Below are 17906 nucleotides of genomic sequence, written 5' to 3' on the forward strand. Positions count from 1 at the left end.
CGGACCTCGTCGTGGCCGCGGTCGGTCCACTCGAACGGTACGACGGCGTCGGCACCGGCCGGGACCGGAGCACCCGTCATGATCCGCCAGGCCGTCCCCGGCTCCAGGGTCGGCAGCGCCGCGTCGCCGGCGGCCACCACCCCGGCGACGGGCAGCACAACGGCTCCGCCCTGGGCACCGGCGGCGAGGTCGGCCGCACGCACGGCATAGCCGTCCATCGCCGCGTGGTCGAAGCGCGGCAGGTCGACCGCGGCGAGCACGTCGCGGGCGCAGGTCCGGTCCGCCGCCAGCTCCAGTGGCACCGCCCCGGCGGGCAGCGGCTCGACGAGGCTGAGGATCCGGTCGCGATGGGCGTCGACCGGGGCCCCGGGACCCGTCATCGGCGGTTCAGCTGCCGTCCCCGGCGAGGGTCTCCCCGGCGGCCACCCGCTGGGCGGTGCGCGCGTCGAGCGCGACGTCGCCCACGATCTCGACCCCGTGACCGAAGGTGAAGTCGCCCGCGATCCGCAGTGACGAGGCCTTCGCCATCGACGGCGCCCCCTCGGGGAACCGCTTGTCGAACTCGCCGACGAGCTTGTAGTGGGCAGGGTCGAGGTCGACGTACGGCACGTCGGAGGCGACCAGGTCGAGCACGAAGTCGGCGCCGATCGTGTAGACGTCGGAGCGCAGGATGAGCAGGTCGTTGGTCGTCTTGACCGGGACGAACCGGTCGCGGCCCACCTCGACGAGGGTCGCACCTTCGAACACCTCGATCGCCGCACCCATGGCGGTCTCGATCTGGATGACGTCGGGCGTGCTGGCGTCGCTCGGGTCGAGGGTCTTGGTGTTGCGGATCATCGGCAGACCGAGCACGCCGTCACGCTGGTCGAGGGTGTCGCGCAGTGCATGGAGGTCGATCCAGATGTTGTTGGTCGAGGTGTACTTGTGGCGCTCGAGGTCGGCGAGCGCGGCCAGGTCCTCCTTGGCCGTCTGCGCGGTCTCGCGCAGGACGAGGCGGCCGTCGGCCTTGCGGCGCGCGAAGTGGCCACCCTTCTTGTCCTGGTTGGTACGACGGACCGCCTCGATCGCGAACGGCGCGCCGCTCTGGGCGAACCAGCCGGCGACCCGGGGCGCCGGCACGGCGCCGAGGTTGTCGGAGTTGGAGATGAACACGTGACGGAAGCCCGCCTCGATGAGCTGGGCGAGCACGCCGCTTCCGCGCAGGGCGGTGTAGACGTCGCCGTGGCCCGGCGGGCACCACTCGAGGTCGGGGTCCTTGGGGAAGCTCGCGGGGGTCAGGCCCTTGGCGAGGAGCTTGGGCTCCTTGTTCTGGAGGAACTCCAGGGGCAGGCCGGCGACCGGCAGGCTCTCGTAGCGGGCCAGCGCCTCGAGGGTGTCCTCGGAGGTGCGGAAGCTGTTCATGAAGAGCAGCGGCAGCGGGGCGTCGTACTTCTCGCGCAGGTGGAGCACCTGGCGGGCGATGATGTCGAGGAACGACAAGCCGCGGCGCACGCAGAGCAGCGACTTGGCGCGGTCCATGCCCATCGACGTGCCGAGGCCGCCGTTGAGCTTGATGATCGCGGTGTGCTGGATCGCCTCCGCCGCCACGTCGTCGGGCACGTCGGCGTCGGCGAGCGACTCGATGTCGACCGGCGCGATGCTCGCCTCGGCGATCAGTCCCGTCTCCCCGTGCTCGAGGAGCCGGTAGTAGTGCGCGAACGTCTCGATCGCGACGGGGTCGACGCCAGCGTCGGCCATCTTCGCTCGTGCCATCTCCAAACCGGCGCTACCCATGTACCCGATCGTAGGCTGGTCCCGTGGCGGGCAGGCAATCGCACCCAGAACCGGTCGGTAACTCCGCTCTCGCGAAGGTGGCTCTGCGCGACCAGCTGCTCACCACCCGGCGCCGCCGCTCCCTCGTCGAGGTCGGCGAGGCCGCCCGGTCGCTGACCGCGCACCTGATCGCCACCGACGACGTACGGCGCGCCGCGACGGTCGCCTGCTACGTCTCCGTCGGCACCGAGCCGGGCACGTCCGCGCTCCTCGACGCGCTGGTCACGGCGGGCAAGCGGGTCATCGTCCCCGTGCTGCTGCCGGACAACGACCTCGACTGGGCGACCTACCGGGGGGCGACGTCGCTGGCGCCTGCGGGCCGCGGCCTGCTGGAGCCCGTGGGCGAGCGGCTCGGTCCGGACGCGGTGGCGACGGCCGACGTGGTCCTCGTGCCCGGTCTGGCGGTCTCGCCCCGCGGGCAGCGGCTCGGCCGCGGCGGCGGTTCCTACGACCGGGCGCTCGCCCGGATGCCGCTGGGCACCTTCACCTGCGTGCTGCTGTACGACGACGAGACCGGCCACGCCGTCCCGACCGAGCCGCACGACCGCCTCGTCACCGCGGCTGCGACCCCGTCCGGCATCCTCCGCTTCCCCGTCGAATCGGGACCTTCCTGAGTCGAATCGGGACCTACCTGGGTCGAATCGGTACCTATCTGGGTCGAATCGGTACTTACCCGGGTCGTGGTCTCGGTTCGACCCAGGTAAGTACCGATTCGACTCAGGAAGGTACGGATTCGACTAGTCCGGGGGCACCAGGGTGAGGGTGTCCTCGGCGGCGTCCTCGACCTCGTCGACCGAGAACACCCACGGCAGCGTCTCGCCGCGCACGAACAGGTCGGTCTGGTCGGTGTAGTGGGCGTGGAAGGCGTGGCCCGAGACGCCGGTGAGGTTGATCCACCGCGCCTCGTCGAGGTCGTCCATCGGGAGGACCATCCGCATCGACGGCGCGGTGACGACGTCGTACCCTTCGGCGGCGTCCCAGCCGGTCGCGTTGGGGATCGACCCGCCGCCGCCGATCTCCCAGCCGCCGCGGTTGAAGAGGCGCTCCACGACGCCGATGCCCGACTCGCCGAGGGTCGAGGAGCGCAGGTCGAGGCGGTGCAGCCGCCCCCAGCTCCACTCGTCCGGGTTGGGCGACTGACGCGAGGTGAGCTGGTCGCGGGCATCCTTCAACGCCGCCTCGAGCACGTCGTCGCGGGTCTCGACGCGGTCCTCGGTGTCGACGTCGTCCCACCAGCGGTCACCCGGGCGGGTGAGCAGGTCCGTGACGACCGCGAACCAGCGCTGGCCGCCGTCGGGCCACAGGTCCTCGTCGAGCTCGTCGTGGAAGGTACGGGCGAGCAGCTCGCGCCACACGACGTTGTAGTACGCCGCGGCCGGACTGCCCGGCCCCTGCCGGAAGCTCCAGTCGCGCAGCAGCCGCTGACCATCGGAGTAGTAGCCCGGCGGCAGCAGCACGTCGAGGAGGTACGGCGTCAGCACCGGCGCCATCGGGTTGCGGTCGTCGGTCTGGATCCGTCCCATGGCGGCGACGTCGAGGTTCCCGCCGGACACCTCGGACTCGAGCAGGTCGAGGATCCGCGCGGACCGGTAGCCGCGGTCCCAGTCGTCGGTGAGGAAGTAGGGGTAGCCCGACCCCGAGGTGCCGGGGTCGACGACGGCCTGGTTGGCCGTCACGACCATGCCGGAGACCGGGTCGAGGACGCTGGGCAATGCGTCGTAGGGGACGTGCTCCCCCGTCCAGTCGTTCTCCTTGAGCCAGCCCGCAGCCGGCATCCGGCCGTCGTTGCCGGCCTTGCGGATCGGCACCCGGCCGGTCGCCTGGTAGCCGATGTGGCCCTCGGTGTCGGCGTAGACGACGTTCTGCCCGGGCACCGCGAAGTCGGAGAGCGCGGTGCGGAAGGAGGTCCAGTCGGTCGCGAGGTTGAGGGCGTGGAGGGCGTCGGCGGTCGGCTGCGGGTCGAGGGCCGTCCAGGCCAGCGACACCGCGTGGTCCCACCGGACCGTCTCGCCCGGGACGACTCCACTGCCGGCCACGTCGTCCGCCGTGTCACCGAGGTCGCCGGCGAGGTCGGAGAGCAGCGGTCCGTGGTCCGTCGACCGGACCCGCACAGTGACGTCGTCGCCGCCGCGCACCTCGATCGTCTCCTCGCGCACGGTCAGCGGCAGGCTGCGGCCGTCGTACTGCCACCGGTCGTCGCGGACCCTCTCCACGTAGAGGTCGGTGGTGTCCGGGCCGAGGTTGGTGAAGCCCCAGGCGATGTCGGCGTTGTGACCGATGATCACGCCGGGCACTCCGGAGAAGCTGAAGCCGGCGACGTCCAGCGGACAGGCCTCCGAGACCTCGCGGCAGTGCAGTCCGACCTGGGTCCAGACACCCGGCAACGAGATGCCGAGGTGCGGGTCGTTGGCCAGGATCGGCGCACCGGTGGCGGTGTGCTCACCACTGACCGCCCAGGCGTTGCTGCCGATCCCGTCGCCCTTGCCGAGCAGGGCGGGCATCCCGTCGACCAGGTCGCGTACGCCGGCGAGCGCCGCCTCCACCTGCGGTCCGAGCGGCGGCCGTTGCGGCAGCCGGGTGCCGGAGGACGTCGCGTCCTGCTCGAAGACGCCGTCGACGACGGCACCCTGGCCGACGATCGGCGGGTGCTCGTCATAGGGGTACGGCGGGAACAGCTGGTCGGTCCGCTCCGCCCCGACCGCGGCGATCGAGAGCGCCCGGTCGATCTCGTCGTCCAGGTTGCCCTTGAGGTCCCACGCCATCGCCTTGAGCCACGCGATCGAGTCGACCGCCGTCCAGTCGTCGGGGTTGTAGTCCAGGCCCGACAGGTCGAGCACGGCGTACTCGAGGGAGATCTCGGACAGTGACCGGTCCTCGAGGTAGGCGTTGACGCCCTCGGCGTAGGCGTCCATGAGCTCGCGGGTGCGGGGCTCGAGCAGGGTCAGCTCCTCCTCGGCGACCTGGCGCCAGCCGAGGGTCCGCACGACCCGGTCGGTCTCGACGGCGTCCTCCCCGAACAGCTCGGCCAGGCGACCGGCGGTGGCGTGCCGTCGTACGTCCATCTCGAAGAAGCGGTCCTGGGCGTGTACGAACCCCTGGGCGATCATCAGGTCGTGGACGGAGTCCGCGTAGATCTGGGGGATGCCGTGCTCGTCGCGGAGCACCTCGACCTCCCCGTCGAGGCCGGCCACCTCGAGCTCGCCGTCGGTCTGCGGCCACGAGCGGCGCACCACGACGACCGAGACGGTCAGGAGGAAGACGAGGAGGAGGACGAGGGCGGCGGCAACGTAGGTCGTCCACCGCAGGGGGGCCGGCCAGCTGCTGAAGCGGCGAGGGGCAGCGGTCATGGTGGTCGTCATTGTGCCGACTCCGGGCTACGTCGCCTATCATTGGCAGTCGAAACACGAGAGTGCTAAACGTCACCGCGGAGTCCCGATGCCCACCTATCAGTACGCCTGCACCGAGTGCGAGCACGCCTTCGAGCAGTTCCAGAGCTTCTCCGACGACTCGCTCACCGAGTGCCCGGAGTGCAACGGCCGCCTGCGCAAGCTCTTCAACGCCGTCGGCGTGGTCTTCAAGGGATCCGGCTTCTACCGGACCGACAGCCGGGGCAAGAGCTCCGCGAGCGAGACGTCGAGCTCCTCGACCACCTCGACGTCCGACTCCTCGAGCAGCTCCTCGAGCAGCTCCTCGTCGAGCGCCGCCTCGAGCTCGTCGTCGAGCTCGTCCGGCTCCTCGAGCGCCGCGTCCGCCGCGGCTCCCGCCGCGAGCTGAACGCGCCCTCGACGCCCGTTAAGTGCGCGCTAAGCGCACGGTAGGCACGGCGCAGGAATCTCTGGTCCAACGAGGCGATCCCCGCCTCCGGACCAGGAGATCACGATGCGCACCATCACGACGAGCACCTTCCGCCGATTCGCCCTCGCCGGCGCCGCGACCGCCCTGGCCGCCGGCCTCGGCACGGCCCCGGTCCCGGCGGCCCACGCCGATCGGACGCACTCCGCCGACAGCTCCTCCCCGGCCGTCGGACACCGGGTCTCCCCGGCGGAGCAGCGCCGCGCGGCCAACGTCGACGTGAAGCACCTCGAGCGGGTCTCGAAGCCGCTGCGGATCAGCGAGCGTGACGGCACCGCGCCGACGAACGTCGAGGACGAGACCGACGGCCCGACCGTGACCTACCGGGGGACCGCTGGCGAGGCTCCGGCGGGCGTCACCAGCCACCGAGCCAGCGGCAACGAGGGCGCCCTGTGGCCCTACGCCAACACGGCCAACCCCAACCGCCAGGTCGGCAAGCTCTACTTCGACATCGACCCGAGCGCCGCCGTCAGCTGGAAGCACTGCACCGCGACGGCGATCAACTCCGAGAACAAGTCGACGATCGCCACCGCCGGTCACTGCGTCTACGGCACCCTCAGCACCGGTGCGCGTGGCTGGTACCAGAACCTGACCTTCATCCCCGCGTTCGAGAACGGCCGGGCGCCCTACGGCCAGTGGACCGCGCGCTACATCTCGACCACCAACAACTGGTTCTACAACGCTTCCTTCGCCGACGACGCTGCGTTCGTGGCGCTCAACCGCGACTCCGCCGGCGTCGCGCTCGTCGACCGGGTCGGTGGACACGGGATCCAGTTCAACGGGAGCACCTCCGGCTTCAAGACCTCCCTCGGCTACCCGGTCACCGACTCGCGCTGGCCCGGGTGGACCTCCAGCGGCAACGACCTCTACTACTGCCAGGGCGACAACAGCTACTACACCTCGGGCCCGTACGCCGGCACGATGGGCATCTACTGCCGGATGACCGGCGGCGCGAGCGGCGGCCCCTGGCTGGCCAACACCTCCAGCGCCTGGATGGGCACGGTCACGACGGTGAACTCCTACAAGCCCAACGCGGCGACGCTGTTCGCCCCGTACTTCGGCTCCGCCGAGCAGGCCGTCTTCCAGAACGTCCGCGCCCGCTGACCGACCGACCCGCGCCTCCTGTGGACAACGTCCGCAGGAGGCGCGCGGCGTGTCGGGTCGGACCTAGCGTCGGACCATGTCGATCTCCGACGAGCGCCGCTCTCCCGCGACCGGCTCACCCCTCGCCCGCGTCCGTGACCTGGCGACCCGGCTCCGCCGAGCCGTGCTCCGTCGTCGGCGCCCGCTCGCCGCGCTGCTCGCAGCCGGCGCGGTCGGGGCCGGTGTGCACGCGATCGCTCCGCCGCCGCCGGCGACCGTCACGGTGCTCGTTGCCACGCGCGACCTGCCGGCAGGCGCCTCACTGGCCGCCGACGACCTCCACCCGTCAGCCGTCGAAGAACGGGACGTCCCCGACGGAGCGGTGACCGACCCGGACCGGGCCACGGACGCGGTGCTGGCCTCACCGCTGCGACGGGGCGAGCCGCTCACCGACGTCCGCCTCGTGGGCGCCGGGCTGGTCGCCGCCGCCCCGGCCACGGTAGCGACGCCGCTGAGGCTCTCGGACGCGGCGCAGGCCGCCCTGCTCACGGTCGGCGACGTGGTCGACCTGCTCGCGACCGACCCGGAGGCCCGGACCACGGAGACGATCGCCCACGACGTCGTCGTCCTTGCCCTTCCGGCACCGGATCCGACAACGTCCGACGCGCTCACCGGACGACTCGTCGTGATCGGGATCCCGGTCGGTTCCGTCACCGAGGTCACCGCCGCGGGGGTCACCGCGTTCGTGACTTATGCCTGGGCGAGCCGATAAGTTCAGATCCGGTCCTACCGGGGGGTAGGACACGTTGTCTCGGATACGAGGAGAGAAGCCACCATGTCCGGTTTCAAGAACTTCCTGCTGCGCGGAAACCTCATCGAGGTCGCCGTCGCCTTCATCATGGCGGCCGCGTTCGGCACCGTCGTCACGACTTTCGTCGCCTGGTTGACCGACCAGCTCCCCAAGGGCATGGAGGACACGTTCACCAACGACCCCAACACGTTCGGCGCGTTCATGAACGCGTTGATCTCGTTCGTGATCCTCGGCGCGGTCGTCTACTTCCTGATCGTGGTGCCCTACACCAAGGCCAAGGAGCGCTTCTTCCCCACCGAGGCGGCCGGGCCGACCGAGGTCGAGCTGCTCACGGAGATCCGCGACTCGCTCGCCAGCCGGGCCTGACGCTCACAGCACCCAGGTGCCGCGTCACCCACCGTGGTGAGGCGGCACCTGTGCTTTGAGCCAGCGGTCGGTCGCGGACTCGCGGCCCGACCGGTCGCCCGCGTCCGACTCGCCGCGCTCGTCGCGGGTGGTCTCGGGCAGCGTCTCGCCGAAGACCTCGGCGCGGCGCTTGCGCCGTTTCCATTCCGCGTCAGCAGCAGCGGCGTCGGCCTCGGCGTCGGTACGACGGTCCTCGGTCACGTGCAGAGCCCGGCGCTCTCGCGGGCGTCGTCGGAGAGGCCCTCGTCGCGGTCCTTCTTGCCCCCGTCGTCGGTGGCGCCGTCCGTCGGGTCGTCGGTGGCGTCGGTCTCCGGCGCCTCGCCCGGCGAGGAGCCGCCGCCCTCGGGGTCGTCGGCCGCACTGATGCTCTGCTCGGCGAACTGGGGCGTGAGCTGCTTGTCGTCGATGACCAGCTGCCAGAGCAGCTCGGCCTCCGGCGTCAGCTCGACCCGACCCACCTGGGCGGTCGAGTAGACCCACGGCGCGGTGACGAACTTGATGTTGTCGAGCCCGATGCCCTGGAAGCTCTCGCCCAGCTCCGACAGCTCGCCGAGGTTGGCGTAGTCGGTCTGGATGGAGCCGGTCACGGCGTTGAGGAAGGAGAGCATCCGGTCGGGCCGGACCAGCATGCCCGCCGAGATCGCCTTGTTGATCATCGCCGCCATGAACGCCTGCTGGCGCCGGATCCGCTGCGGGTCGGTGCCGTCGCCGACGTGGCGCACGCGGACGTAGCTGAGCGCCTCCTGGTCCCGGATCTCGCGGGTCCCCGCCTTGAGGGTGATGCCGTGCTCGGGGTCGTTGATGTCCTCGGGGATGCAGACCTCGACGCCGTCGAGGGCGTTGACCATGTCCTTGAAGCCCTGGAAGTCGATGACGACGTAGTTGTCGATCCGGATGCCGGTGGTCTTCTCGAACTGGCGGATCGTGCAGGCGGGCCCGCCGACGGCGTAGGCGTCGTTCCAGATGACGTCCTGGGCGCCGGGGATCTCCGCGCCGTCCTCCTCGAAGCAGGTCGGCCGGTCGGCGAGGGTGTCCCGCGGGATGCTGATGCCGTAGGCGCGCTTCCGGTCCGCCGAGAGGTGCAGCATGATCGTGGTGTCGGAGCGCTCGCCGTCGCCGGTGAGGCCGTCGATGTTGCAGCCCTGGCAGTCGCGGCTGTCGGAGCCCATCACCAGGATGTTCATCGGCTCCTTCGGACCCTCGACCTTCTTCTTGACCGGGCGGTCGGTGCCGAGCTGCGGCGTCAGGTCCTTGACGTCCAGGTTGCTGTTCCAGTGGTTGTAGGCGAGCACCACGGAGGCCGCCGTACCGACGGCGAGCACCAGGAGCGTGGCGGTGATGACCTTCGCGACGGTGTGGCGCTGGCGGCGTCGACGCTTGCCGGCGACCGTCTTGTTGGTCACCGAACCGGTCACGCGGCGGGCCTGCGGCTTGCTGGCCTCGGGGCTGTCGGTCAAAGTGTCGTCACCTGGCTGGAACTGTGGGGGCTGGGCCCGAGAGTTCCTTCCATTGTGGCTGGCGGGCGGTTGCAACACGAATCGAACCGCGGGACCGGCCGACGTTCACACGCCGCGGTCGAAGGGGAAGGCGATCCGGGTCGACTCGGCCTTGCCCCGCAGGACGACGGGCTCGGACTCGGTCCAGCACGCGACCTCGTCGTCGGCGGCCCAGTCGAGGAGGGCACCGTTGGCCACCACCCGGATCCGCAGCGACTTGGCCAGCTCGGTGAGACGGGCTGCCTCGTTCACCGGGTCCCCGATGACGGTGTACTCGTAGCGTTCCGCCGTTCCGACGTTGCCGGTCACGACCTGGCCGCCCGAGACGCCCACTCCGGCGGGGACGTCGGGCAGCTCGGCGAGGAGCCGCGCGTTGAGGGTGCGGGCGGCCGACAGCGCGAGCCGGGCGTGGTCGTCGACGCGCAGCGGCGCGCCCCAGACGGCGAGCGCCGCGTCGCCCTGGAACTTGTTGATCCAGCCGTGGTGCTCGTGGACGACCTCGATGACGATGTCGAAGAAGGCGTTGAGGACGCCGATCGTCTCGTGCGGGTCCTTCGACTCGGCGATGCTCGTCGAGCCGATCAGGTCGACGAAGAGCACGGAGACGTCCCTCAGCTCGCCCGCGAACGACGGGGTGTCGGTCATGGCGGCGGTCGCCACGTCGGTGCCCACGTGCTTGCCGAACAGGTCGCGGAGCTGCTCTCGCTCCTCGAGGCCGGACGCCATGGCGTTGAAGCCGGCCTGGAGCACTCCGAGCTCGGTGGCGTCCCACACCTTCACCCGCGCGTCGAGCTGACCGACCTCGACCCGCCCGATCGCCTCGATGAGGTCCTCGACCGGTGCGGCGGTCGCTCGCGCGACGAGCAGGATCGCCAGCAGCCCGGCGAGGCTGACCAGCACGGAGAGGATCAGGGTCGTCTCGGCGAGGCCGCGCAGGTCGGTCACCGCCGGCCGGGCGATCACGATGAGGCTCATCAGCGCGATCCCCAGCAGGCCGGTGCCGCTGCTCATCAGCCACGTGAAGACGAGCCGCTTGGCGAGCGCCCGGTCGAGCCGCCGACGGGGGACCTGCTCCATCAGCGCCCGGCTGGCCAGCCCGCGCAGCGCGCGTTCACCGACGAGGAAGGTCACCGTCGACGCGAAGAGCCCGGCGAGGCCGAACCCCAGCCCGACGGAGAGGCTGATGAGACCGTCGAACAGCGCCGCGTACGACGCCGCGAGCGCCGCCCCGAGGATCCAGAGGAGCGCCACCCGCCGAGCGAAGATGAGCGGGGCATCGAGCAGGCGCCGTTGCGTCCGGACGTCGGCCGCCCCATCGGTCGCGACCCATCGGGTGACCGGCTCGAGGATCTTGGACCCCCACCTGGTCCCGACGAGCGTGGCGAGGAAGGAGTAGCCCGCGGCCACTCCGGTCGTCCCCCACAGCACCTCCGGCGACCGCGCCTCGGCCGGCAGCGGCAGGACGAGCAGCACCAGCAGCCCGGCGGGCGCCGCGCCGACGACGTCGATCCCGACCAGCACGAACGCGGTCGACCGCTGGAACCGTCGTCGTACCTCACGCTGCCGCGCAGCCAGCGTTCCGAGGAGGGTCGGCTGCCAGCTCATGGCCCGACCGTAGCGGTGCCGAGCCGTGCGTCACCCGGCGGACAGCACAGGAGCAGCGAACGAGAACTCGTTCTAGTTCGCCCTGGAAATCGCGCGAGCACTGCCCTATGCTGGACACCTGTCCAGTTGGGTGTGCAGGAACGTGCCCCCGTCGTCGAGGCCGAGGAGTGCTGATGTCCGAGCTGACCCGAGTGGGCTTCGTGGGCCTGGGGGACATCGGCAAGCCGATGGCCCTGCGGCTGGTCGAGGTCCAGGAGGAGCGCGGCCTCGAGGTCGTCGTGTTCGACCTGGCTCCGCGGCCGGTCGAGGAGCTCGTCGCGGCCGGGGCCAAGGCCGTCGGCTCGGTCGCCGGACTCGCCTCCTGCGACGTCGTCAGCGTGCAGGTCAACACCGACGCCCAGGTCCGCAGCGTCGTGGCCGACCTGCTGGCGGCACTCGGGGACGGCGACGCTCCGGCCATCGCCATCCACTCGACCGTGGCCCCGTCGACCCCCGCGGAGCTCGCGGGTGACGCCGCGGCGCGCGGATCGTCGCTCGTCGACGCACCGGTCTCCGGTGGTGCCGCGGGCGCGGCCGCCGGCACCCTCGCGATCATGGTGGGCGGCTCGGACGACGCCTTCGAACGGGTCCGCCCGGTGATGGCAGCGATGGCGACCAAGGTCGTCCACGCCGGCCCGATCGGGGCGGGCACGAGGTTCAAGCTCGCGCGCAACCTGATGCACTACACCGCGTTCGCCGCCGCGACCGAGGCACAGCGACTGGCCGAGGCTGCCGGGCTCGACATCGTCGCCCTCGGCGACGTCGTCCGCCACACCGACGCGATCACCGGCGGGCCGGGCGCGATCATGCACCGGGACTCCACGGAGCCGCTCGAGCCCGGGTCGTTCTGGTACCAGGCGTTCGACCACCTGCGCCAGCTCTCCGGGAAGGACCTGACGCAGGGCATCGCCCTGGCCGAGGAGCTCGGCATCGAGGTACCGCTCGCGCGGCTGGCCCTCGAGCACCTCGCCCCGGGCCTCGGCTACCGCGACTGACCTCGTCCTCGGCCTCTCGGGGCGTTCAGACCGTCACCGGCCGCCGGGGTTGCAGATCCGGCAGAGGGTGAGGTGGTCGTCGCCGTCCCCGACGGGTGTGAGGTCCTCGCGGTGGGCGATGAGGGCGCAGTCGCGCCGGTGCATCGTCGTACCGCCACCCGCCGTGACCGGGATGGAGCCGACGTCGACGCCGCGGTCGTCGGTGGTCGCGACCCGGCTGGTCACGTCGGCGAGGACGAGCAGGGTGTCGGCGAGCCGCTTGGAGGACTCCCGCCCGTCGTTGGCGATCCGGGCGAGCCAGGCGCCGAAGTAGAGGAACCCGCCGATGAAGGTCAGGCCGAGTCCGAGCAGGCCGCCGGAGACCAGGTAGGAGAGCTGGTCGTACTGGTACGGCGTGTTGGCGGCGCCGTACCAGCCCAGGACGATGACCACCAGGCCGAGCGGGAGCAGGACCGCACCTGCCCAGAACAGGATCACCTGGAGCAGTGCGTAGTGCTGGTCCCGCAGCGGCGCGATGCCGCTGCGGGAGGAGGATCCGACGCGCGGGAGGGCGGTGCCGGCGCCGATGCGCGAGCCGCTGGCAGGGGTGCCGACGTTGGATGCGGTCATGGTCATGCCTTTCGGAGGTCGGGGAGACCGGTGTCGAGTCCGTGGGTGCAGGCACCGCCGGTGCCCAGCGCCATCGCCCCGATCCGGCGGAACCAGCTGCCGGCGAACGCGGCGCCCGCGAAGGCCAGGAGCAGGAGCATCCCGGGGATGGAGAACAGGGGCGGGAGGCCGGGGCCGGCGTCGGCCGCGGTGGGGACGAACGGCGCGGTGTCGACGCTCGGGGCCGGACCGGCGTCCGGTGCCGGCGGGTCGACCGTGGCGGCCGGTCCCGGGTCGCTGCCCTTCGGGCCGGCGTCGGTGCCGGGGTCCTCGGGCGGGTCGGTCGGGTCGACCGGGTCGGTGGGTTCGATCACGATCGGCGGCTGGGTGTCGACCGCGGCGGTCGCGATCCCCAGGGTGGTCACGATGATCGGCTTCAGCGAGCCGAACCCGCCGAGCAGGCTCTTGAGCGGGCCGGCCTCGTCGGGAAGGAGCTGGGCGAGGGCCGCGGTGGGCAGGGCCTGGAGGAGCGGGGCGAGGATGCTGGTGTCGATGACGACGACCAGGCCCTGGCTGACGCTGGTGGCCAGGTCCCCCTCGACGGTGCGCTGGGCCTCGGGGACCTGGATGCTGATGCCGAGCTGGAGCAGCGCGGTCGCGGGATCCACGGGCAGGCCGGGGAGGTTGAGCGGGGAGCCGCCGGCGATGATGCCGTCGGGACCGATCGCGAACTCCTGGCCGGCGAACAGCATCGATCCGTAGTCCGAGCGTCCACCCGAGGTGCCGGTCGCGCCGTCGGACTCCGCGCGGGCGCGGACGTCGAGGCCGGAGAGGGTGACCAGCCCGCCGAGCAGGTGGACGTCGCCAAGGATCGCGCGAGACGCGCCGACGACCGGGCCGTCGACCGCGGTCGCCTTGCTGGTCGACACATAGCCCTCGAGGTCGACCAGGGCGGCCAGCGGTGCGGGCAGACCGGGCACGCCCGGCGTCTCCTCCGCGGTGGTCGCCGTGCCCGGGACCCCGGGCAGGCCGGGGAGCCCCGGCAGGCCGGGCAGTCCGCCGTCGTCGCCGCCCTCGCCACCCTCGCCGCCGTCGGCACCGCCGGGATCGGGGTCGGACACGCCGCTGTCCGGGGAGAACCCGGACTGGGCCGTCGCGGTCTTGTCCCCGGCCTCGGTCCGCATCACCATGCCGGGGAACGGCTCGTCCTTCTGGCTGGTCTGGTCCGACGGGAAGCTCGCGTTCACCTGGACCGGATAGCCACCCTCGAACGCCTCGGGCGGCAGGCCCAGCTGCTCGGCGAAGGTGACCAGACCCTCCCCGACCGGGTCGCCGGGCCAGAAGTAGCTCGCCCGGCCCTTCGCACTGCCGGAGTCGGCCACGGTCTTGGTGTAGGCGAGCTTGAACTCCAGCTGCGGGGTGCTGGGGATCGGGATGGACGGCTCGAAGACCTCGACCCGGACCGGGGTGGCCCAGGCGGTCGAGCTGAAGCCGCCGTAACCGGGCTCGGCCGCAGCAGTCGAAGCGGGCGCACCGCGGCCGGCCCGGGGGTCGCTGTGCGCGGCGGGCGCGGTGGTCGGCAGCACCGCCGCGACCAGACCCGCAGCGACCAGCGCACGCAGTGTGGGAACGACGGGCGACCGGCGCTCACGGCTGGGCCGGGCGCACTCCGGCGTGTGCTGGTGGCCGTGGGCGAGCAGGCGAGGCTTCATGCGGCTCCTCCGAGGATGACGTCGGCCATGGTGTCGAGGATCTCTCCGGGCTCGCCCGAGGCGACGATGCGGCCGCCGGTCATGACGGCTGCGTAGTCCGAGACCTTGAGCGCGGTCCGGGCGAACTGCTCGATGCACAGGATCGAGACGCCGCTGTTGGCGATCTGCGCGACGGTCTCGTAGAGCTCCTCCACGATGATCGGAGCCAGTCCCATCGAGAGCTCGTCGAGCAGCAGCAGGGCCGGGTCCGACGCGAGCGCGCGGGACATCGCAAGCATCTGCTGCTCGCCGCCCGAGAGGGTGCCGGCCAGCTGGCGGCGGCGCTCGTGGAGCCGGGGGAAGTAGGAGAACGCGGTGTCGAGCACGGCACCGGCGGGGATGCCGGCGTACGACATCAGTCGGAGGTTCTCCTCGATCGTCAGGTTCGGGAAGACCGACCTGCCCTCGGGGATCGTGCAGAGGCCGACCCGGGCCAGGTCGTCGGACCCGGCGTTCTTCACGTGCACGCCGGCGAGGTGGATGTCGCCGGACGTCGGCGACTTCTGGCCGGAGACGACCTTGACCAGGGTGGACTTGCCGGCACCGTTGGGGCCGAGCAGCGCCATGACCGCACCCTTGGGGATGGTGAGGTCGACGCCGCGGAGGACCTCGATCCGGCCGTAGGAGGCGTGGAGGTCGATGACCTCCAGGATCGGGACGCTCATGCCAGCCCCTCCTTCACGGCCGGGATCACCGCGGTGTCAGTCGTGTCGTCGAGCCGCACACCAGCGGCGGAACCGACCGCGGTCATCGCCTCCACGGCGTCGGTGTCGACGTCGGAGTAGCCCAGGTAGGCACGCTGGACCCGGTCGCTGGCGCGGATGTCGGCCGGCGTGCCCGACGCGATCACCGAGCCGAAGTCCAGGACGTGGATCTGGTCGCACACGCTCATCACCAGGTCCATGTCGTGCTCGACCATCAAGATCCCGCGGCCCTCGTCGGCCAGGTCCTTGAGCAGCTGGCCGAACGCGACCGACTCGGCCTCGTCCTGGCCCGAGGAGGGCTCGTCGAGCAGCAGCAGGTGGGGGTCGCAGGCCAGGCAGCGGGCCAGCTCCAGCAGGCGCGCGGTGCCGGTCGGGATGGAGTCGGCGCGCTCGTCGGCGTAGGCGGTGATCCCGACCCGCTCCAGCAGGGCGTCCACGTCGGCGGCGCCGGGCTTGATGATGCCGGCGAAGCCCCGGTGGATGTCGTAGGCGACCCGCACGTTCTCCCGCACCGACAGCGACCCGAAGGCCTCCAGCCGCTGGAACGTGCGGCCGATGCCCTTGCGGGCCCGGCGGTGCACCGGCATCGAGGTGATCGCCTTCCCCCGGAACCGGACCTTGCCCTTGGTCGGCTTCTGCAGGCCGCTGATCACGTTGAAGCAGGTGGTCTTGCCCGCACCGTTGGGGCCGATGAGTCCCGTGATCGCGCCGGGCTCGGCGCTGAAGCTGGCCTCGTTGACGGCGGTCACCCCACCGAACCGGACCACCACGTTGTCGACCTCGAGCAGCGTCATCGCTCCTCCCCCTTCCCCTCGGCGCCGACCGACACCAGCGGCACGTCGGCAGCACCGGCGGCGGCGAGCTCGTCGCTGGACACGTGGCCCTTGGGCATCAGTCCGTCCAGCCGTTCGCGGATCTGTGGCTCGAAGCGGGCGCGAATCCGGCGGCCGAGCTTGAAGAGGTGGTTGGCCACACCGTTCGGGTCACGACCCAGCGCCACCGCACCGAACCCGACGATCGCGAACAGGACTCCGGCGATCTCGGGGTTGTCGGCCTGCCAGACCGGCATCAGCATCAGCGCCACGCCACCCAGCGCGGCCCCGGTCACCGACGTCACCCCGAACACCACCGCCAGCAGCAGCATCAGCAACGACTGGAAGTAGAGGAAGTCCGCCGACCCCACCGTGCCCCGAAGGCCGGCGAACAGCGCGCCCGCGACGCCGGCGATCGTGGCCGAGAGACCGAACAGCCCGACCCGGAACCACCGCATGTCCAGCCCGAGGGTGCCGCACGCCGACGGGCTGTCGCGCATGGCGACCAGCAGTCGGCCCAGGACGCCGCGGCGCACCGCCAGCAGACCGATCCCGACCAGCACGAACACCAGCACCATCGTCCAGACGTAGACGGCGTCGCCGGACAGGTCGATCCCCAGGAACGAGGGCCGCTCGGCGTTCAGGGTGCCGTTGAACTTGAACGCCCAGTCCTGCTGGAAGATCACCTTGTCCATGAGCACCGCGAACGCCAGCGTCGACAGCGCCAGGTAGAGCCCGGTCAGCCGCAGCACCGGGATCGCGACCAGCGCACCGACCGCGCCCGCGACCAGCCCGGCGATCACGACCGCGAACAGGTTGGGCTCCTCGAGCTTGGCGTAGGTCAGCGCACCGACGCCGGCGAAGGTGAACTGGGCCAGCGACACGTGCCCGCCGTACCCGGTCAGCAGCACCATCGAGAGCATCACGATCGCGTACGTCGCCGCGGTGCCCACCAGCAGCAGGTTCGCGGTCGAGAGCCCCGCCACGAGGAGTGCCGCCGCGACCAGCAGGCCGGCCCCCCAGGCCCCTGCTGATCGCAACGGCGGCACCGGCGCGGTCACGATGCCCTTGACCTGACCGATCCGCAGCTGGGCCTGCGGCATCAGGATCATCACCGCGAACAGGAACAGCGCCGGGATCGCCGGCCGCAACGTCGACAGGAACCCGTCGGTCGGCAGGTAGGCCACCGCGTAGGACTCCGCGATCCCCAGGCCCATCGCCCCCACGAACGTCAACGGCAGGCTCTTCAGCTTGCCGAGCATCGCCGCGGCGTAGGCGTTGATCACCAGCAGCGTCAGCGCGAAGTAGTCCAGGCCCACGGTCGGCGTGAGCAGGATGCCACCCAGCGCCGCCAGCGAGATCCCGATCGCCCACGACAGGGCCGCGACCGTGTCCGGCCGACCACCAAAGAGCTTGAGCAGCTCGGGGTTGTCCACCGAGGCGCGCATCGCGGTCCCGATCCGCGTGAAGTTGAGCAGGCCGTACAGCAGGCCGGCGACCACGATCGAGCAGACGATCGTGACCACCTGGTGGAAGGTGATGTAGGTGTCGCCGATCTGGTAGCCGGTCTCGGGGTGGAACGGCAGCACGATCCGCGGCTCCGGCGGCCAGATCTGCTGGGTCAGACCGATCAGACCGACCAGCAGACCCACCGTGACCACCAACGACACCGACACCGGAGCCTCACCCAGCCCCCGCGCGATGAAACGCTGCGTGAACCACCCGATCGCCGGCCCCACCACCAACAGCACCAACGCCAGCCCCAGCAGCGTCGGCATCCCCTGCCGCACCGTGAAGTCCCAGAACGTGAAGGCCAGCAGCATCCCGAACGCACCGTGCGCGATGTTGAACACCCGCGTCGTCGTGTACGTCAGCACCATCCCGGACGCCACGATGGCGTAGGCGGCACCGGTGAACAGCCCGAGCAGCGTGAAGGCGAAGAGTGAGCTCATA

General features: G+C 71.3%; 16 protein-coding genes and 1 pseudogene. 6 read left to right on the plus strand and 11 right to left on the minus strand.

The annotated features are described in order from the left end of the window. Together H0487_RS07185 and H0487_RS07190 are read right to left on the minus strand one after the other, a co-directional pair. Window positions 1–380, minus strand: a pseudogene (locus H0487_RS07185) (gephyrin-like molybdotransferase Glp); the annotation flags it as partial. A gap of 7 nt (window positions 381–387) precedes the next feature. Beyond that, a complete protein-coding gene (locus H0487_RS07190; protein ID WP_183093552.1) occupies window positions 388–1773 on the minus strand; it encodes a UTP--glucose-1-phosphate uridylyltransferase in 1386 nt (461 codons plus the stop codon). Window positions 1774–1850: 77 nt separating this feature from the next. Between H0487_RS07190 and H0487_RS07195 the strand changes: the two genes are divergently transcribed. Continuing rightward, the gene (locus tag H0487_RS07195) at window positions 1851–2426 is read left to right on the plus strand and encodes a 5-formyltetrahydrofolate cyclo-ligase (protein WP_312855853.1); all 576 of its coding nucleotides are present in this window, start codon (window positions 1851–1853) and stop codon (window positions 2424–2426) included. A 123-nt stretch (window positions 2427–2549) separates the two neighbouring features. Here the strand turns inward: H0487_RS07195 and H0487_RS07200 are convergent, their stop codons facing one another. Continuing rightward, window positions 2550–5159 (minus strand): penicillin acylase family protein, encoded by a 2610-nt coding sequence (locus H0487_RS07200; RefSeq protein ID WP_183093554.1) that lies wholly within the window; start codon window positions 5157–5159, stop codon window positions 2550–2552. Between the two features lie 88 nt (window positions 5160–5247). On the opposite strand from H0487_RS07200, the gene H0487_RS07205 reads away from it, so the two are divergent. From H0487_RS07205 to H0487_RS07220, 4 genes are all read left to right on the plus strand, one after another. Continuing rightward, a complete protein-coding gene (locus H0487_RS07205) occupies window positions 5248–5586 on the plus strand; it encodes an FmdB family zinc ribbon protein (protein ID WP_183093555.1) in 339 nt (112 codons plus the stop codon). Window positions 5587–5691: 105 nt separating this feature from the next. Continuing rightward, complete coding sequence (locus H0487_RS07210) at window positions 5692–6768, plus strand: trypsin-like serine peptidase (RefSeq protein ID WP_183093556.1); 1077 nt, start codon at window positions 5692–5694, stop codon at window positions 6766–6768. Window positions 6769–6844: 76 nt separating this feature from the next. After that, window positions 6845–7519 (plus strand): SAF domain-containing protein, encoded by a 675-nt coding sequence (locus H0487_RS07215; RefSeq protein ID WP_183093557.1) that lies wholly within the window; start codon window positions 6845–6847, stop codon window positions 7517–7519. A gap of 63 nt (window positions 7520–7582) precedes the next feature. Then, window positions 7583–7924, plus strand: coding sequence for an MscL family protein (locus H0487_RS07220; protein ID WP_183093558.1), 342 nt, complete (start codon window positions 7583–7585; stop codon window positions 7922–7924). A gap of 24 nt (window positions 7925–7948) precedes the next feature. Here H0487_RS07220 and H0487_RS07225 read toward each other — a convergent pair whose 3' ends face one another. The 3 genes from H0487_RS07225 to H0487_RS07235 form a co-directional block, all read right to left on the minus strand. Then, on the minus strand, window positions 7949–8164 hold the full coding sequence (locus tag H0487_RS07225; protein ID WP_183093559.1) for a hypothetical protein: 216 nt from the start codon (window positions 8162–8164) through the stop codon (window positions 7949–7951). Beyond that, window positions 8161–9420, minus strand: coding sequence for an LCP family protein (locus H0487_RS07230; protein WP_183093560.1), 1260 nt, complete (start codon window positions 9418–9420; stop codon window positions 8161–8163). The genes H0487_RS07225 and H0487_RS07230 overlap by 4 nt, the downstream gene beginning before the upstream one ends. A gap of 105 nt (window positions 9421–9525) precedes the next feature. Then, a complete protein-coding gene (locus tag H0487_RS07235; RefSeq protein ID WP_183093561.1) occupies window positions 9526–11064 on the minus strand; it encodes an adenylate/guanylate cyclase domain-containing protein in 1539 nt (512 codons plus the stop codon). 173 nt (window positions 11065–11237) lie between these two features. Between H0487_RS07235 and H0487_RS07240 the strand changes: the two genes are divergently transcribed. Next, a complete protein-coding gene (locus H0487_RS07240; RefSeq protein WP_183093562.1) occupies window positions 11238–12098 on the plus strand; it encodes an NAD(P)-dependent oxidoreductase in 861 nt (286 codons plus the stop codon). 33 nt (window positions 12099–12131) lie between these two features. On the opposite strand, the gene H0487_RS07245 is transcribed toward H0487_RS07240, so the two are convergent. The 5 genes from H0487_RS07245 to H0487_RS07265 are packed head-to-tail and all read right to left on the minus strand — an operon-like array spanning window position 12132 to window position 17905. Further along, on the minus strand, window positions 12132–12707 hold the full coding sequence (locus H0487_RS07245) for a hypothetical protein (RefSeq protein ID WP_183093563.1): 576 nt from the start codon (window positions 12705–12707) through the stop codon (window positions 12132–12134). A gap of 2 nt (window positions 12708–12709) precedes the next feature. Next, window positions 12710–14398, minus strand: a complete 1689-nt coding sequence (locus tag H0487_RS07250; RefSeq protein ID WP_183093564.1) for a hypothetical protein — start codon at window positions 14396–14398, stop codon at window positions 12710–12712. Then, window positions 14395–15102 carry an ABC transporter ATP-binding protein gene (locus H0487_RS07255; protein WP_183093565.1) on the minus strand — a complete coding sequence of 236 codons (708 nt, stop codon included), beginning with the start codon at window positions 15100–15102 and terminating at the stop codon, window positions 14395–14397. The genes H0487_RS07250 and H0487_RS07255 overlap by 4 nt, the downstream gene beginning before the upstream one ends. After that, on the minus strand, window positions 15099–15935 hold the full coding sequence (locus tag H0487_RS07260; protein WP_183093566.1) for an ABC transporter ATP-binding protein: 837 nt from the start codon (window positions 15933–15935) through the stop codon (window positions 15099–15101). Before H0487_RS07260 ends, H0487_RS07255 begins: the two co-directional genes overlap by 4 nt. Then, complete coding sequence (locus H0487_RS07265; protein WP_183093567.1) at window positions 15932–17905, minus strand: ABC transporter permease; 1974 nt, start codon at window positions 17903–17905, stop codon at window positions 15932–15934. Before H0487_RS07265 ends, H0487_RS07260 begins: the two co-directional genes overlap by 4 nt. Between the last annotated feature and the right edge of the window lies 1 nt (window position 17906).

Source organism: Nocardioides stalactiti (genome assembly GCF_014180715.1).
In the GTDB taxonomy this organism is placed as follows: domain Bacteria; phylum Actinomycetota; class Actinomycetes; order Propionibacteriales; family Nocardioidaceae; genus Nocardioides; species Nocardioides stalactiti.

What these genes read in the sequence shown, in the direction of transcription:
- H0487_RS07190 (WP_183093552.1), bottom strand. Translation starts at nt 1,773, where the DNA reads ATGGGTAGCGCCGGTTTGGAGATGGCACGAGCGAAGATGGCCGACGCT.
- H0487_RS07200 (WP_183093554.1), bottom strand. Translation starts at nt 5,159, where the DNA reads ATGACCGCTGCCCCTCGCCGCTTCAGCAGCTGGCCGGCCCCCCTGCGG.
- H0487_RS07205 (WP_183093555.1), top strand. Translation starts at nt 5,248, where the DNA reads ATGCCCACCTATCAGTACGCCTGCACCGAGTGCGAGCACGCCTTCGAG.
- H0487_RS07210 (WP_183093556.1), top strand. Translation starts at nt 5,692, where the DNA reads ATGCGCACCATCACGACGAGCACCTTCCGCCGATTCGCCCTCGCCGGC.
- H0487_RS07215 (WP_183093557.1), top strand. Translation starts at nt 6,845, where the DNA reads ATGTCGATCTCCGACGAGCGCCGCTCTCCCGCGACCGGCTCACCCCTC.
- H0487_RS07220 (WP_183093558.1), top strand. Translation starts at nt 7,583, where the DNA reads ATGTCCGGTTTCAAGAACTTCCTGCTGCGCGGAAACCTCATCGAGGTC.
- H0487_RS07235 (WP_183093561.1), bottom strand. Translation starts at nt 11,064, where the DNA reads ATGAGCTGGCAGCCGACCCTCCTCGGAACGCTGGCTGCGCGGCAGCGT.
- H0487_RS07240 (WP_183093562.1), top strand. Translation starts at nt 11,238, where the DNA reads ATGTCCGAGCTGACCCGAGTGGGCTTCGTGGGCCTGGGGGACATCGGC.
- H0487_RS07245 (WP_183093563.1), bottom strand. Translation starts at nt 12,707, where the DNA reads ATGACCGCATCCAACGTCGGCACCCCTGCCAGCGGCTCGCGCATCGGC.
- H0487_RS07250 (WP_183093564.1), bottom strand. Translation starts at nt 14,398, where the DNA reads ATGAAGCCTCGCCTGCTCGCCCACGGCCACCAGCACACGCCGGAGTGC.
- H0487_RS07255 (WP_183093565.1), bottom strand. Translation starts at nt 15,102, where the DNA reads ATGAGCGTCCCGATCCTGGAGGTCATCGACCTCCACGCCTCCTACGGC.
- H0487_RS07260 (WP_183093566.1), bottom strand. Translation starts at nt 15,935, where the DNA reads ATGACGCTGCTCGAGGTCGACAACGTGGTGGTCCGGTTCGGTGGGGTG.
- H0487_RS07265 (WP_183093567.1), bottom strand. Translation starts at nt 17,905, where the DNA reads ATGAGCTCACTCTTCGCCTTCACGCTGCTCGGGCTGTTCACCGGTGCC.